We start from the raw sequence: 15,794 nt of genomic DNA, 5'->3' as shown, positions 1-15,794 counted from the left end.
TAAATATAAAAATATTTAAAGTAAATAAACGAACATCTAAATTATAACAAAAAGTCTTACAATAATAAATATAAAAATTAATATTTTCTTAATACCTTATTAAATAAAGTGGATATTCTTATAATATTGATAATAACTTAATGGAATGGTATAATTTAGACAGATATGGAGCTTATTTTAGCTTCTTTTAGTGTGAATGAGAAAAAATAATATCTTCGATTAGCTGTGAGGGGAACTATGACTAATGACGAATTAAGAGATTATGTTGTAAAAAATATTGATTTAGCCATTGAAAAGGCCTATATTGTACCATTTTACCAGCCTGTAATTAGGTCAGTAACAGGTAAACTGTGCGGTTTTGAAGCACTAGCAAGGTGGATTGATCCAGAAATGGGTATGATTTCACCTGCTATTTTTGTGCCTGCCCTTGAAGCAGAGGGGCTTATTTACAAGTTAGACTTTTATATGCTTGAGAGTGTGTGTAGAGATTTTGTAAGGCATAAGGAAAGAAAAGGGAATGCGATTCCATTTTCCTTAAACCTTTCAAGACAGGACTTCTACGGCCATGAGGTGGCAGAGGTAATTGAAAATAGCATTAGAAAGCACAATGTGCCAAGAAATATGCTTAATCTAGAAATCACTGAAAGTATAATAGGAAAAGACCCGGATTATATGCGAGGAGAATTGGCGAAATTGCATAATCTTGGCTATAGCATTTGGATGGATGATTTTGGAAGTGAGTACTCTTCTTTTAACGTTTTAAAGGACTTTGAATTTGATGAACTGAAAATCGATATGAAGTTCCTCTTTAGTAACGATTTAAAGGCTAAAAAGATTGTGATTGCCATTGTAGATATGGCAAAAAAGATAGGAATTAGAACCCTTGCGGAAGGGGTTGAAACTTACGACCAGTACGAGTTTTTAAGAAATATTGGCTGTGAGAAGATTCAAGGTTACTTATTTAGTAAGCCTATGAATTTTAATGATACCTGCGCCTTTGTAGAGAATTATGATTATGGCTGTGAAACGGCTATGCAGGCAAATTACTACGATGAGATGTGTTCTGTAAATATCCTAAGTTCCGCTCCTATTATGGGAAATAGCAATGACGAAATTGATGATTTAGGCTTTAAGACACAGCTTCCAATTACAATTGCGGAAATAAAAGATGAAAGAATTAAATTCATTTTCTATAACGAGACCTTTGAAAAGCAGCTAATTAAGCTAGGTATAGGAAATATGGCTATTCTTGATAGTATTATTAAGGATAAGGATAGCTCCTATTATAAGAAGGTTATGGAAATCTGCAATTTGGCAGATAGCCTTAATGGCGACTATGCTTCAGGTAATTTTATTATTGATGATAAGCTCTGTATTGCTAGAGTTTACAAGCTCTCCCAGTACGAGGATACTAAGGCCTATGCCTGTGTCCTTATTAGCATGATTGATGATGATGAGTATTTAAAGAAGATTACTAAGGATAGATATATGGACTCTCTGCTTAATAAGTACGACCGAGTGGATTTATTTGACCTTAGTAACATGACGGATACAGAAGTGTATGTTAACGACCAGAATAAGTTTAACTACGATGGCGGTAACGTTTTCAGCAATATGGACCTTTATATTAAGGAAAATGTATTCTATGACGATGTGCCAAAATACCTCCGTTTCTTTGAAATGTCTACCTTGCGTAAAAGAATCGAGAGATCGGAAGAACATATTATTGCAGAATATTTGCGAATTAAAGAAGGCAACACCTACGTTTGGAAGATTATGGAGTGTACCTATATTGGCAACAATAAGGTGGTTGCAACCCTTAGAAATGCTAGTAATCTAGAACTTAATTACGCTCCTTTTAATACTAGGGATGACAATCCTCTAAATAATGATAGAACCTACATTTCCTTTGGAACTATTAGGGAAAATGCAATTAGCTATTTAAAGGATACAAATCTTAGATATAAGGATGTCACCAAGGCTTTTCTTGAATTTGGCAATTTTAAATCCAAGGAGGACATAATTGGTAAGTCCGATGAAGAAATAAATTGGATTGAATCATTTTTACTAAGAAAGATGGAAGAGAAGGCAATTGCCGAGGGTACAAGTCAAAGCATTGTGGAAAATCTATCCTTTAATAATGATGTAAAAACCATTGTGCTTAGCGTAATTCCTACCTATAACAATGGAAAATGTATGGGCGTTATTGGCTTTTTAAAGGAAATGAAGGTCAACAACCACAACTACAACGAGGATTTGTTTATTGATAGTTATTCTGGTCTTTACAACACAAGAGGCCTTATGACGGAAGTCAATAATTTCATGGATGAATTCTGCTTTAATAATAGGAAATTTGCTGTGATTTTAATAGATATTAAGGATTTTAGATATATCATTAAAAACTACGGTAATGATTTTTCTAAGGAATTAATTGTAGAGGTGGCCAATATTTTAAAGAAAAATTCAAGTATAACAAGCATTATTGGTCGTTTCGAGATGGATCATTTCTTAATGGCAACTTATTATGACGATGAAAAAGAGATTCTAGAACTTAAAGAAAAAATTTTGTCTGATATTCACAAAATTAAGAAGATTTCTAATAAATCATTTACAAGCGATGCAATTATAGAATATACTACTTGCTTGGAAGAAGATACGGCAGAGCGAATGGTTTCAAAAGCCTATCAAAAAATCGCTCAAATAAAGAGTAATAGGAATGGTGAATAATATGAGAAATGCTGTAATAGCACAATCAGGTGGCCCTACAGTGGCAATTAACGCAAGTTTAGCTGGCGTTTTAAAGTATAATAAGGAAAATGCTACATTTTCAAAAATCTATGGCTCCCTTAACGGAATTACTGGAATTCTAGAGGACAGATTTATTGATTTATCTGAAAAAATGGCCGGATGTGATAACTTTATTGAAAAGTTAAAGCTTACACCTGCTATGTACCTTGGTTCATGTAGATACAAGATGCCTCTACCAGAGGACAAGCCAGAAATTTATGAGAAGATTTTTGCATTCTTTAAGGAGCATGACATTGATGCATTCTTCTACATTGGTGGAAATGACTCAATGGATACAGTTGATAGATTATCTAAGTACGCTGTTTCAATTAACAGTGACGTTAGAGTTATTGGTATTCCAAAGACTATTGATAACGATTTAGTTCATATCGACCATACACCAGGTTTTGGTTCAGCAGCTAAGTATGTTGCTACATCAATTCTTGAAATGGCTCATGATACATACATTTACAAGCTTAAGTCAGTTACAATCGTAGAAATTATGGGACGTGATGCAGGTTGGTTAACTGCAGCTTCAGTTCTTGCAAGAAATGAATATAGTGTAGCCCCACATCTTATCTACCTTCCAGAGGCAGCTTTTGATCCTAAGGAATGTGTTGAGGATGTCAAGGCATTACTTGAAAAGCAGGATGATGTAATTATTGCAATTTCAGAGGGTATTAGAGACAAGGATGGTAATTATTTCTCAGCTTCTGAAAGCAAGTTAGATAAATTCGGACATGTACAGCTTAGTGGTGCAGGTAAGGCACTTGAGCACTTAATCGCTAACGAAGTGGGTTGTAAGGTACGTTCCGTTGAATTAAACATTTTACAAAGATGTGCAACTCACCTTGCATCTTTAACTGACCTTGAAGAATCAGTTAAGTTAGGTGAAACAGCAGCAGGCCTTGCAGCTAAGGGCGAAACAGGCCTTATGGCTACAATCACAAGAACTTCAGATGAACCATACGAAACAGTTTATGGTGGACATCCAGTTTGCGAAATTGCCAACGGTGTTAAGGCAGTACCAAGAGAGTGGATTAATGAAAGAGGTAACGACCTTACTAAAGAGATGGTAACTTATCTTAAGCCACTTATTAAGGGCGAGCCTCAGCTTAGCTTTAAGGATGGCATGCCAGAATATCTTGATGTTACACATTTAATTGAGCAGTAGGAAAATGTTTTGCCTCATGAATATGAGTAACTAGAGTGGTAAATTTTCTAAGAAATTAATTAAACAAAAAGTCAGATTGCGTCTAATTGAGAACTATTATCAATTGGACGCAATTTTTTATAGTTTTATTATTTTCTAAGACTTTAAAAATATTAAAAACTGGCTTATAATTAATTAGACGTTAATTTAAAACTAGGAGGATAATAGGTTATGGGAATGCCAGATCAGACTATAGAGTTTAGATATGACACACAGTTATTATTAGATCAGTACGTAGAGGATGGAGTAGATCCAGACGATTTAGCTGATGATTTAACAGATGAAATTAGAGAATATGTTTTAGAGAATATTAAGGGCGATTCAATGGTAATCGCTGGTGATTCAGGTGAAGATGAGTTTGGCGAGAAGGCTACAGTTAAGCTTCACTATCACACTAACGAACCATGGGATGTTCTTGCATATTGCAGAACTCACGGTGAAATTTATGACATCGTTGTAGAAGACATGGACAGACAGTCAAGAGATTTAAAGGGCTAATATAGTAGCTTTAAAGTTTTTCAACTTAGGAGGTATTATTATGTTAAAGGTTTATGGTAGCGAAATGTGCCCAGATTGCATTAACTGCAAGAGAAATTTTGATGACAATGGTATCGAATACACATATATCGACATCAATAAGAATTTAAAGGACTTAAAGGATTTCTTAAAGATGAGAGATGAGAATCCAATTTTTGATAGACTTAAGGCTATTGGAGACATTGGAATTCCAGCAATCGTTATGGAAGACGATACAGTTTTCACTGACTGGGAAGGCTTCTTATCAGAGAGAAATTTACCTATTACTTATGAAAATGTAGGCAAAGCCTGCAGTATTGATGGCAAGGGATGCTAATTGTAAAGATTTTAGCTTAGATAAGATTCTAATAAGAAAATTATAAGAAAATTGCAAGATAATTATAGGGGCCTTCGGGCCCTTATTTTTATGTTTTATAATCTGATTATCAAATAGTGTTAGTATTGAAAATATTTATAGGATATGGTATCATTTCCTTAGAAACTTACGTGAAATTCAATACTGGGCAAAGCAGGGGAAATCCTGTGACGCAAAACTAGAGGGCCTTTAAAATGGTAGCCAGGTGCATAAAATGACATTTAGCGCTATTCTTTTTAAAGAATGGCGCTCTTTTTGTGTCATACAACATTTTATTTTGGCCTAAACAAAGGATTACAGCTTTCCCGTTGAACTAATAAATACTCTAAAGGTTTTCGAGAGGTGAAGTTATGGCGGATGGAAAGTACAAATTAAAAAATTACACATTTGATACAGAAGAAGAATACAATATCGCATTAGATGAACTTGAAAAGATCAAAAACATGGCAAAATTCCACGATATTTATGACATTGAAACACAAAAACAGATTTTATACGTGGCCGATGCAGGTGCTCTAGTTTTCCAAACACCTCTCGGTCTTGATTTCATGCATGAACTTCGTGAAATGGTACGTAAAGCCGAGGAAATAGATGAAGATTTAGCAGCCGACATTGCAAATGCCATTGGCAACGCCAATAATAGCGAGAAGAGCGAAATCCTCGATGCCTTCCAGGATGAAGATGAAAATGAGACAATACCGGATGAGGCTGTAGCTGAGGAGCCGGTAGCTGAAGAGATACCGGTTGAAGAAATGGTGGAAGAAGCTGTAGTTGAGGAACCGGTCGAAGAGGTTGTAGCTGAGATGCCAGTAGAAGAAATGGTAGCTGAGGAAGCAGTAGCGGAAGTTGCAGAGGAAGAGGTTGTTGAGGAGCCGGTGGCTGAAGAGATGCCGGTAGAGGAAATGGTTGCAGAATCAGTTTCGGAAGAGGTTGCTGAGGAAGCAGTGGAAGAAGCAGTAGCGGAAGTTGCAGAGGAGCTGGTTGCTGAAGAGATGCCGGTAGAAGAAATGGTAGCTGAGGAAGCAGTAGTTGAGGAAACTGCGGATGAAGCGGTGGCGGAAGTTGCAGAAGATCCGGTGGCAGAAATGCCAGTAGAGGAAATGGTGGCAGAGGCAGCTGTTGAAGAGCCTGCAGCAGAAATGCCGGTTGAAGAGATGGTTGCAGAAGCGCCAGCTGAAGAGGCTGTAGCCGAGATGCCGGTAGAAGAAATGATGGCGGAATCAGTTGCAGAAGAACCTGCAGCAGAAATGCCGGTAGAAGAAATGGTAGCGGAAGCACCGGTTGAAGAAGCAGTAGCCGAGATGCCGGTAGAAGAAATGGTTGCTGAGGAAGCTGTAGAAGAGCCTGCAGCAGAAATGCCGGTAGAAGAAATGGTAGCGGAAGCACCGGTTGAAGAAGCTGTAGCTGAGATGCCGGTAGAAGAAATGGTGGCTGAGGAAGCTGTTGAAGAGCCAGTGGCAGAAATGCCAGTAGAAGAAATGGTAGCGGAAGCACCGGTTGAAGAAGCTGTAGCAGAGATGCCGGTAGAAGAAATGGTTGCTGAGGAAGCTGTTGAAGAACAGGTAGCCGAGATGCCAATGGAAGAGATGGTAGCTGAGGAAGCAGTTGCAGAAGAGCCAGTAGCAGAAATGCCGGTAGAAGAAATGGTACTGGAAGCACCGGTTGAAGAAGCTGTAGCAGAGATGCTGGTAGAAGAAATGGTAGCTGAGGAAGCTGTTGAAGAGCCAGTGGCAGAAATGCCAATAGAAGAAATGGTGGCAGAATCAGTTGCAGAAGAAATGCCAGTTGAAGAGATGGTAGCAGAAGCACCTGTAGAAGAGATGATAGCAGAAGCACCAGCTGAGGAACCGGTAGTTGAAATGCCAATGGAAGAAATGGTAGTAGAAGCTGTTTCGGAAGAGCCAGTGGCTGAGGAAATGCCAGTAGAAGAAATGATGGAGGGAGCTGTTGCTGAAGAGCCAGTAGCCGAGATGCCAGTAGAAGAAATGATGGCAGAAGCAGTTGCAGAAGAACCTGCAGCAGAAATGCCGATTGAAGAGATGACAGCAGAGGCACCAGCTGAGGAAGCAGTAGTCGAAATGCCAATAGAAGAAATGATGGCAGAAGCAGTTGCAGAAGAACCTGCAGCAGAAATGCCGGTTGAAGAGATGGTAGCGGAATCATCGGTTGAAGAAGCTGTGGCCGAGATGCCAGTAGAAGAAATGGTGGAAGAGGCACCTGTAGAAGAAGCGGTAGCAGAGATGCCAATGGAAGAAATGGTAGCAGAGGCACCAGCTGAGGAAGCAGTAGCCGAGATGCCAATAGAAGAAATGATGGCAGAAACAGTTGCAGAAGAACCTGCAGCAGAAATGCCGGTAGAAGAAATGGTAGCAGAGGCGCCGGTAGAAGAGCCAGTAGCCGAGAGGTTAGTAGAAGAAATGATGGCAGAAACAGTTGCAGAAGAACCTGCAGCAGAAATGCCGGTTGAGGAGACAGTAGCAGAAGCACCAGCTGAGGAACCGGTAGAAGAAATGCCAACAGAATCAGTTGCAGAAGAACCTGCAGTAGAGATGCCAATAGAAGAAATGGTAGCGGAAGCGCCTGTTGAAGAACCTGTAGCAGAGATGCCAGCAGAAGAAATAATGACAGAATCAGTAGCAGAAGAACCTGCAGCAGAAATGCCGGTTGAAGAGATGGTAGCAGAAGCACCAGCTGAGGAACCAGTAGCAGAGATACCTGTAGAAGAACCAGTAGCCGAAGCTACTGTAGAAGAAACTGCTGCCAATGGAAATCCTGTTAAGTCACTAGTTGCTGAGATGCTTGAACTCACAGAACAAGCTGAAAAAGCAACAATGGATAAGATTGAAGGTACAAAATCAGTATTAGATAACATTTTAGATATTGAATCTGATGACATAGAAATCGTTGATCCTAATGTTGATATTCTTGCAGAACTTGAAAATTCTAACTTTGAGTTAGCTGATGCAACTCCTCAAGTTGTGGAATTTGTAGATGATGGCGAGGGCGCACAGAATACAAGCAAAGTAATAGAAGAGCCAGTAGCTACAGAAGCAACTGAAACAGTAGTGGAAGAAACTCCTACAGAAATGCCAGTCATGGAAACACCTTCATTACCAGAAGATGAGTTGCCAGAAATTGAGGTAGATGTCGATGGAATGGTGGATATGATGACACAAGAAGCAAAGCCTGATATTGATATTAGTATCGACATGAGTGCTATGGATGAAGCCAATAAAGATAGACCAGTTTTTACAGATTATGAGAGCTATCTTGATGGTTTTGAAACACGACCAAGTTATGATGATTATGAAATCACAATAGATCAGGCTTATGCTGAAAAAGCAGTTCATCACAAGTTCATTCAGATAGATGAAAACTGGATTGCTTCTATTCAGCTTGAAGCAGGAATTCTAGTGGAATTAGATTAGAAACCTATTGTGTTAAAAATTGAATAATTGAGTAAAAGTGCCTAGAAAGAAGAATAAGAAGCTTTTTAGGCACTCTTTTTTATAGAAAATGCAAGTATTAATTGAAAGTTTTGAATAAAAATTTCACTAAAATTTCCGATTGGTGCGATTATAGCCACAAGATGTTAGTGAAGAAGAAAGTTGATTTCTGAAATCTTGTGCTTTTATTTTTGATATCCGGTGTTTACAGCCAAAATCAATAGCTAGAAATTTTTTTGAGAGCTTCACAGTGAGAGAAATTTGTGCTTGTTTTTCATGGTTTCTTTTAGGAAAGTCAAAAAGCCCGAAAAGTAGCCTTAAAATTTCTTGGTATAAGCCGGAAGAGCAGTGGCTAAAAGAAAGGAAGAAAAAGCCAAAAGGCACAAGAGCAAGTTCCCACCGCCGGAAATCTCCCGTGAGAGGGGAAGAAATCAAAATTTAAAGTAGAGAGGTCGGAAGCACAGTGGCTAAAAGAAAGGAAGAAAAAGCTAAAAGGCACAATAGCAAGTCCTTACCGCCGGAACTCACCCGTGAGAGGGGAAGAAATCAAAATATGAAATCAATAAAACTCAAAGCTAATCAGCAATAGTCATAATTATTAAATGATAAAGAACAATCATAAAATCCTCTTGCTTTTTTATATGAAAATGGTTACTATATGTTCGTATATATCAGTACTAAAAAGCCTGTATTTTAAGACGATTTAGTACTAACAATATGCAGAGTAGATTTTGAAGCGTTAAGTGCTATGTGAACAGGGAGTTGTCACTTAGACGAAAAGAGTATCTTGCGGTTTCAAAGTCGCATCCCGCTGCTACATACCGAGAGTTTTACCTCCCTATGTAGTTGAGGAATTACATAAGGAGGTTTTTTATGCCAATGAATTACGAGGAAGCTATTGCGTATCTTAAGGAGACTAATAGCTATGGCATGGTGCTTGGGCTTGAGAGAATTACTAATTTATTACACTATGTTGGAAACCCTCATAAGAAGTTGAAGTTTGTTCACGTTGCAGGAACGAATGGCAAAGGCTCTACGGTAGCATTCTTATCTAGCATTCTTAAGGCGTCATCCTTAAGAGTGGGAGTCTATTCATCCCCTGCGTTACTTGATTACAATGAAATTATAAAAGTGAACAATGAAAGTATTTCAAAGGCTGATTTAGCACAGCTAACAAGCGTTTTGAAAGCTGCTTGCGATCAAATGGTAAAAGATGGTTTAGGCCATCCAACAGAATTTGAAATTACTACAGCTATGAGTTTTCTATACTTCTTATCTCAGGATTGCGATATATGTATCTTAGAGGTAGGCCTTGGCGGATTACTTGATTCTACTAATGTTATTGAAAGCTGCGAACTCGCTATTCTCACATCTATTAGTTTCGACCACGTTAGAGTTTTAGGCAACACATTAACAGAAATTGCATTACATAAATGCGGAATCATTAAGGAAGGTATCGACGTCTTAACCTGTGATCAGGAAGACGAGGTAATGGATGTTATTGAAGAAAGTGCTAGGAATAAGAAGGCAAGACTTCATAACTCAGAATTACCAGTAGGAATGAAGGCTGATTGTATAAGTCTTGATGGACAGACTTTTACTATGAATGGAATTGGCACTTTAAAAATCAATTTAGCAGGAGATTATCAAATCTATAATGCAGCATTAGCCGTGACTGCTGCCCACATTTTAAAAAATAAGGGCTACAAGTCGATTACAGCAGAAACTGTAAGGCAAGGTTTAATTGAGTGCAGATGGCCATGTAGATTTGAATGCATAAATAAAGAACCTATTGTCATTGTTGATGGTGGACATAATGCAAAGGGAATTGATGTTTTAGTCTCAAGTCTCTATAAACATTTTAAAGACAAGAAATTGATCTTTATTATGGGTGTTATGGCAGATAAGGATTATCAGTACATGATAAACAAGGTTTCTAAATTGGCCAAAGAAATAATATGTGTAACAGCACCAAATAAGAGAGCGCTATCTGCTAGTGATTTAAGCAAGTTTATTAGTGAAAATTACGGCATAAAGACGGAAGTTGCAGAAAGCTTAAAAGAGGCTGCAAGCTTAAGTCTTAAGAAGGCAGAGAAAAACGATGTTATAGTGGCATTTGGTTCTCTTTATTATGTTGGTTTAATAAAAGAAGAATTTTTGGGTATTTTTTAATATCTAGAAAATGTGTTTTTTAAGGAAGGTTAGGTGTGAGAAATGTTTGATGATGAGAAAATAAAGGAAGGCGTAAGACTTATACTTGAAGGAATTGGTGAAGATGTTAATCGCGAAGGCTTACTTGAAACTCCCGACAGAGTAGCTAGAATGTACCATGAACTTGCTGCAGGTTATAGTGATGACGCTAAGGAGCATTTATCAAAGAGATTCCACGTAGATAATTCAGATATCGTAATGGAGAAAGATATTTATTTCTATTCTTTATGTGAACATCATATGTTACCTTTCTATGGAAAAGCAGCTATTGCTTATATTCCTAACGGAGAGGTAGTTGGATTAAGTAAAATTGCAAGAACAGTTGAAGTTTATGCAAGACGTTTACAGATTCAGGAACAATTAACAAATCAGATTGCTGATGCATTTATGAAGGAATTAAACTGCAAGGGCGTTATGGTTCATATTGAAGCTGAGCATATGTGTATGACAATGCGTGGCATTAAGAAGCCAGGCTCAAAGACAGTTACAGTTGTAAAGCGTGGGGCATTTGAGGACGAAAAGTTAGAAAATACATTTTACAGAATGTTAGGTTAATATGGAGAGAGTGAATAGAATTTTGGCAAATGAGACATTTAAAGAGAATATGTTACATTTGCAAAGGCTTGAAAAAGATAGACAATACTGTAGGCATGGCATTGACCACTTGTTAGACGTGGCAAGGCTTGCCTACATTGAGGACTTAGAAAAAGGGCTGGCAATAGAGAAGGAGATAATCTATGGAACAGCCCTTCTTCACGATTTGGGAAGAGTTTTAGAATATACTAAGCAAATCCCACATAATGAGGCTAGTGTGCAGTTAGCAAAGGAAATTTTGCCTGAATGCGGTTTTAATAATGAGGAAGTTAAGCGTATTTGCGGGGCAATTGCTGCACATAGAGACGAAAAAGGTATGTTAGATGATGGACTTGCGGGGCTTCTTTATAGGGCAGATAAGAAATCTAGAACCTGTTTTGATTGTCTTGCCACAAAGACTTGTAAATGGAGCGAGGAGAAGAAGAATCATCTAATAGTTGACTAGATTAGGAGACAACATGTTAATAGGAAATAAGGAATTTGATTTTGAAAATGAAGCTTACATCATGGGAATTTTAAACGTGACACCGGATTCTTTTAGCGATGGCGGTAAGTGGAATACTTTAGAAAATGCAGTAGCCCACGCAAAGGATATGATTGAGGAAGGTGCTACAATCATTGATGTAGGTGGTGAATCCACAAGACCTGGATACACAGTTATTAGTAATGAAGAGGAAATAAACCGAGTAGTTCCTGTAATTAAGGCTATTAAGGAAAAGTTTGACGTAGCTGTTTCTATTGATAGCTATAAGTCAGAAGTAGTTGAGGCTGCAATTAAGGCAGGAGCTGATTTGGTTAATGATATATGGGGCCTTAAAAAGGATCCTAAGATGGCAGCAGTTGTGGCTAAGTATAATAAGCCGGTTTGTCTTATGCACAACAGAGAAGAAGCTAAATATGATAATTTCTTTGAAGACTATCTAAACGATATGAAGCAGTCTATTGATATCGCTCTAAAGGCAGGTATAAGTAAGGAAAATATTATGCTTGACCCAGGAGTTGGCTTTGCAAAGTCCCTTGAGCAAAACCTTGAGGTAACTAATAAACTTGAGGCTTTAAAGGAACTAGGCTATCCTGTTTTACTTGCTACATCAAGAAAATCAATGATTGGTCTAACTCTTAACTTAGATAAGGATCAAAGACTTGAGGGCACAATAGCTACAACAGTAATTGGCGCTATGAAGGGAGCTAGAATTTTTAGAGTTCATGATGTTAAGGAAAATAAAAGAGCTCTCGATATGACAATGGCAATAGAAAGGTGCAAATAATATGGATTTAAACAGTCTAGACAAGATAAATATAGAAGGTTTAGAAGTATTTGCAAAACATGGAGTCTTTAAGGAAGAGCAGTTCCTTGGACAAAAGTTTGTGGTAAATGCCACTCTTTACACAAATACTAGAAAAGCCGGCCTTAGTGATGATTTAACTGCATCTATAGACTATGGCATGATAAGTAAGAAGATAGTAGAGTTTATGCAGGAGAACACATTTGAATTAATAGAAACTGTGGCTGAAAAGCTTGCTCAAAAGCTTCTTATGGAAACTGAGCGCTTAGAAGGAATTACATTAGAGATTCAAAAACCTTGGGCACCAGTTTTACTTCCTTTAAAAAATGTGTCAGTTAAAATTACAAGAAGTTGGCATGAGGCCTACATTGCGTTAGGTTCTAATATGGGTGACAAGAAAAAATATCTTGACGAGGCTATTAATTCGTTAGATAATTTAGATTATGTACGTGTGGAAAATGTATCAGATTTCATAGAAACGTTACCATACGGTGGCGTTAGTCAAGACGATTTTCTAAACGGATGTGCAGCAATAAAGACTTTATATACACCGATGGAGTTATTAGATTGTCTACATCGACTTGAAAACGAGGCAGGAAGAGAAAGAAAAATACACTGGGGTCCAAGAACCCTTGATTTAGATATAATTTTTTATGACGACTTAGTTATGAGTACTAAGGAACTAATTATACCGCATGTGCAAATGCATTTAAGAGATTTTGTTTTGGTTCCGTTGGCTCAGATTGCACCTTGGGTACGACATCCAATTCTTGGTACAACCGTTGCAGAGCTTCTTGAGGCAAATAAAAAAGATTATATCAAAGACAAACAATTTATTTAAATCGAAGATTGGAGACTTTTATTATGGCAGATAATAAGGAATTTAAGCCGTATATCGCGGCTGACCAGGTTATGCCAGAAGTAACACCAACATCAATTATTTTAGGTATTTTATTAGCTGTTGTTTTTGGTGCAGCTAATGCATATTTAGGACTTAGAGTAGGTATGACTGTTTCAGCATCAATCCCAGCTGCAGTTATTTCTATGGGTGTTATTAGAATGATCCTTAAAAAGGATTCTATTCTTGAGAATAACTTGGTTCAAACAATTGGTTCCGCTGGTGAATCAGTTGCTGCAGGTGCTATTTTTACATTACCTGCAATCTTTATGTGGATCGAAGAAGGATATGACGTAACACTTTCAGTAGTTGCTATCGCTGTTGTTTCAATTAGTGGTGGTTTACTTGGTGTTTTATTTATGATTCCTCTTCGTAGGGCATTAATCGTTAAGGAACATGGTAGTTTACCTTACCCAGAGGGAACTGCTTGTGCTGAAGTATTAATCGCAGGAGAAAAGGGCGGTAACGCTGCAACTACAGTATTTGCAGGTTTAGGTATCGCTTCAGTATTTAAGTTTTTAGCTGATGGATTAAAGCTATTCCCAAGCGAAATTTCATACAGTTTTAAGAGCTATAAGGGTTCTGGTATTGGCGCAGATACTCTTCCAGCATTACTCGGTGTTGGTTACATTTGCGGCGCTCAGATCTCAGCTTATATGTTAGCCGGTGGTGTACTTGCTTGGCTTGTAATTATGCCACTTATCGTAGCATTTGGTGCAGACGCTACAATTTTCCCAGCAGAAGTTGCTATCTCTCAGATGTCAGTTGATGAAATCTGGAGTTCATACGTTAGATATATTGGTGCAGGTGCCGTAGCTGCAGGTGGTATCATTTCCCTTGTTAAGTCACTTCCACTAATTATCAAAACATTTAGTGAGAATATTAAGTCACTCAAGAATTCAGACAACACAGTATCAACACTTAGAACAGATAAGGACTTAAGCATCAAGACAATCCTTTTAATCGCTCTTATTTGTTTAGTTGTATTAGTTGCTGTTCCTTCAGTACATATTAATGTTTTCACAGCTATCCTTATTGTGGTATTTGGTTTCTTCTTTGCTACTGTTTCATCAAGAATGGTAGGTTTAGTTGGTAGCTCAAATAACCCAGTTTCAGGTATGGCTATTGCTACACTAATCATTACAACTGTTATTTTAAAGGCTACAGGTAACGACGGTGGCCTTGGTATGACAACAGCTATTATGATTGGTACTGTAATTTGTATCATTGCAGCTATTGCAGGTGATACATCACAGGATTTAAAGACAGGTTATATTATTGGTTCAACACCTAGAAATCAGCAGATCGGTGAAGTTATTGGTGTAATCGCTGCAGGTCTTGCAATGACAGGTGTTATGGTTTTACTTAACAACGCATGGGGCTTTGGTACAAATCAGCTCCCAGCTCCACAGGCTACTTTAATGAAGCTTGTAGTTGAAGGCGTTATGGGTGGCGACTTACCATGGAATCTTGTATTTATCGGTGTATTTATTGCAGTTGTAATTGAATTATTAAATATTCCAGTACTTCCAGTTGCTATTGGTTTATATTTACCAATTTACCTTTCAGTACCTATTATGATTGGTGGTCTTATTAGATATTGGTTTGATCATAAGAAGTATAAGAATGATGATGATAAGGAAAATGTTACAACAGCCGGTATCCTCTTCTCATCTGGTTTAATTGCCGGTGAAGGTTTAGTTGGTATCTTGCTTGCAGTATTTGCTGTAATTACAGTAGGCGGTGGAAAATCACTTGCTGATCTAATTGACTTAACAGCTAGAGGTATTGACCTTGGTGCTATTGCTAGTATCGTATTCTTTGCTATTTTAATTCTTTGCTTACTCAAGTTCTCAATTTGGGATAAGAAAAACTATAAGAAGTAATCAGTAAAGATACTAAGTTTATAATACTTAACTCAGTCGGAGTACAAGCTCCGAGCGAGTCTTGATTTTTCCCTCTCTATCTTATGATAGAGGGGGATTTTTTTACCTTGACGGTTTATTATTTATTATGTCACAATAGGTAAAGTGACTAGTAAAACAATCAATGCTTTTACAAATAAAAGAAAGTGGTGAAATTTTAAGATGGCTAAGAAAAAAGCTAAGGATAAAAAGAAAAATTATCTAGACAATATCCCTTATATTCCAGAGGATAGACAGTGGGAAGTTAAGGGCAAGATTGTCTATGTAACACAGATAAATTCAGGCTTCTATAATAAGATTGCCCAGAAGCTTTTTAAGACTCCAAAGACAAGTCAGATTAAGCTAGAGGGACTTGGAAGTTTTATATGGCAACAGATTGACGGGAAGAGAAGCATTTACGATATAGGAATTCTTGTGGCAGATAAGTATGCAGATAAGGCAGAGCCTTTATATGAAAGATTGTCACAGTATATGAAGACACTTGAGAATCTAGGCTTTATTAAGTTTAAGGAAAATTAAAAATAAAAGGAAATTAAAGAGGT

12 protein-coding genes and 2 riboswitches are annotated in these 15,794 nt (G+C 37.6%); all 12 genes read left to right on the top strand.

The features are described from left to right. Window positions 1-237 precede the first annotated feature (237 nt). The 12 genes from BLQ66_RS06520 to BLQ66_RS06465 all read left to right on the top strand — a co-directional run bounded on the left by BLQ66_RS06520 (window position 238) and on the right by BLQ66_RS06465 (window position 15,771). Window positions 238-2,727: an EAL domain-containing protein gene (locus tag BLQ66_RS06520; protein WP_074521475.1), complete on the top strand. Its 2,490-nt coding sequence runs from the start codon at window positions 238-240 to the stop codon at window positions 2,725-2,727. Then, a complete protein-coding gene (locus tag BLQ66_RS06515; RefSeq protein WP_242869331.1) occupies window positions 2,717-3,961 on the top strand; it encodes a 6-phosphofructokinase in 1,245 nt (414 codons plus the stop codon). Before BLQ66_RS06520 ends, BLQ66_RS06515 begins: the two co-directional genes overlap by 11 nt. 210 nt (window positions 3,962-4,171) lie before the next feature. Beyond that, a complete protein-coding gene (locus BLQ66_RS06510) occupies window positions 4,172-4,498 on the top strand; it encodes a hypothetical protein (RefSeq protein WP_027431694.1) in 327 nt (108 codons plus the stop codon). Window positions 4,499-4,538: 40 nt separating this feature from the next. Then, on the top strand, window positions 4,539-4,853 hold the full coding sequence (locus BLQ66_RS06505) for a glutaredoxin domain-containing protein (RefSeq protein ID WP_027431695.1): 315 nt from the start codon (window positions 4,539-4,541) through the stop codon (window positions 4,851-4,853). Window positions 4,854-5,029: 176 nt separating this feature from the next. Continuing rightward, window positions 5,030-5,105, top strand: a riboswitch (cyclic di-GMP riboswitch). A gap of 137 nt (window positions 5,106-5,242) precedes the next feature. Beyond that, a complete protein-coding gene (locus BLQ66_RS11900) occupies window positions 5,243-8,320 on the top strand; it encodes a ribonuclease E domain-containing protein (protein WP_074521474.1) in 3,078 nt (1,025 codons plus the stop codon). Between the two features lie 736 nt (window positions 8,321-9,056). Further along, window positions 9,057-9,154, top strand: a riboswitch (THF riboswitch). A 57-nt stretch (window positions 9,155-9,211) separates the two neighbouring features. After that, entirely contained in the window at window positions 9,212-10,510 is a 1,299-nt protein-coding gene (locus tag BLQ66_RS06495) for a bifunctional folylpolyglutamate synthase/dihydrofolate synthase (RefSeq protein ID WP_083330293.1), read from the top strand. Between the two features lie 42 nt (window positions 10,511-10,552). Continuing rightward, on the top strand, window positions 10,553-11,104 hold the full coding sequence (gene folE / locus BLQ66_RS06490; RefSeq protein ID WP_074521473.1) for a GTP cyclohydrolase I FolE: 552 nt from the start codon (window positions 10,553-10,555) through the stop codon (window positions 11,102-11,104). 1 nt (window position 11,105) lies between these two features. Further along, on the top strand, window positions 11,106-11,588 hold the full coding sequence (locus BLQ66_RS06485) for an HD domain-containing protein (RefSeq protein ID WP_027431565.1): 483 nt from the start codon (window positions 11,106-11,108) through the stop codon (window positions 11,586-11,588). A gap of 13 nt (window positions 11,589-11,601) precedes the next feature. Beyond that, on the top strand, window positions 11,602-12,411 hold the full coding sequence (folP, locus tag BLQ66_RS06480; RefSeq protein ID WP_074521472.1) for a dihydropteroate synthase: 810 nt from the start codon (window positions 11,602-11,604) through the stop codon (window positions 12,409-12,411). 1 nt (window position 12,412) lies between these two features. Next, window positions 12,413-13,270, top strand: coding sequence for a 2-amino-4-hydroxy-6-hydroxymethyldihydropteridine diphosphokinase (folK, locus tag BLQ66_RS06475; protein WP_074521471.1), 858 nt, complete (start codon window positions 12,413-12,415; stop codon window positions 13,268-13,270). A gap of 23 nt (window positions 13,271-13,293) precedes the next feature. After that, window positions 13,294-15,213, top strand: a complete 1,920-nt coding sequence (locus BLQ66_RS06470) for an OPT family oligopeptide transporter (RefSeq protein WP_074521470.1) — start codon at window positions 13,294-13,296, stop codon at window positions 15,211-15,213. A 201-nt stretch (window positions 15,214-15,414) separates the two neighbouring features. Continuing rightward, on the top strand, window positions 15,415-15,771 hold the full coding sequence (locus BLQ66_RS06465) for a PqqD family protein (protein ID WP_074521469.1): 357 nt from the start codon (window positions 15,415-15,417) through the stop codon (window positions 15,769-15,771). Window positions 15,772-15,794: the final 23 nt, after the last annotated feature.

Source organism: Lachnospira pectinoschiza, from assembly GCF_900103815.1.
In the GTDB taxonomy this organism is placed as follows: Bacteria; Bacillota; Clostridia; order Lachnospirales; family Lachnospiraceae; genus Lachnospira; species Lachnospira pectinoschiza_B.
Note: the sequence above shows the minus strand (reverse complement) of the source record. Positions and strands in the feature narration are given on the sequence as shown.

Bases quoted from the DNA above. Each gene is read 5' to 3' on its own strand.
- BLQ66_RS06470 (WP_074521470.1), top strand. From the start codon at position 13,294: ATGGCAGATAATAAGGAATTTAAGCCGTATATCGCGGCTGACCAGGTT.
- folE (WP_074521473.1), top strand. From the start codon at position 10,553: ATGTTTGATGATGAGAAAATAAAGGAAGGCGTAAGACTTATACTTGAA.
- BLQ66_RS06495 (WP_083330293.1), top strand. From the start codon at position 9,212: ATGCCAATGAATTACGAGGAAGCTATTGCGTATCTTAAGGAGACTAAT.
- BLQ66_RS06465 (WP_074521469.1), top strand. From the start codon at position 15,415: ATGGCTAAGAAAAAAGCTAAGGATAAAAAGAAAAATTATCTAGACAAT.
- BLQ66_RS06505 (WP_027431695.1), top strand. From the start codon at position 4,539: ATGTTAAAGGTTTATGGTAGCGAAATGTGCCCAGATTGCATTAACTGC.
- BLQ66_RS06520 (WP_074521475.1), top strand. From the start codon at position 238: ATGACTAATGACGAATTAAGAGATTATGTTGTAAAAAATATTGATTTA.
- BLQ66_RS06515 (WP_242869331.1), top strand. From the start codon at position 2,717: ATGGTGAATAATATGAGAAATGCTGTAATAGCACAATCAGGTGGCCCT.
- BLQ66_RS06485 (WP_027431565.1), top strand. From the start codon at position 11,106: ATGGAGAGAGTGAATAGAATTTTGGCAAATGAGACATTTAAAGAGAAT.
- BLQ66_RS11900 (WP_074521474.1), top strand. From the start codon at position 5,243: ATGGCGGATGGAAAGTACAAATTAAAAAATTACACATTTGATACAGAA.
- folK (WP_074521471.1), top strand. From the start codon at position 12,413: ATGGATTTAAACAGTCTAGACAAGATAAATATAGAAGGTTTAGAAGTA.
- BLQ66_RS06510 (WP_027431694.1), top strand. From the start codon at position 4,172: ATGGGAATGCCAGATCAGACTATAGAGTTTAGATATGACACACAGTTA.
- folP (WP_074521472.1), top strand. From the start codon at position 11,602: ATGTTAATAGGAAATAAGGAATTTGATTTTGAAAATGAAGCTTACATC.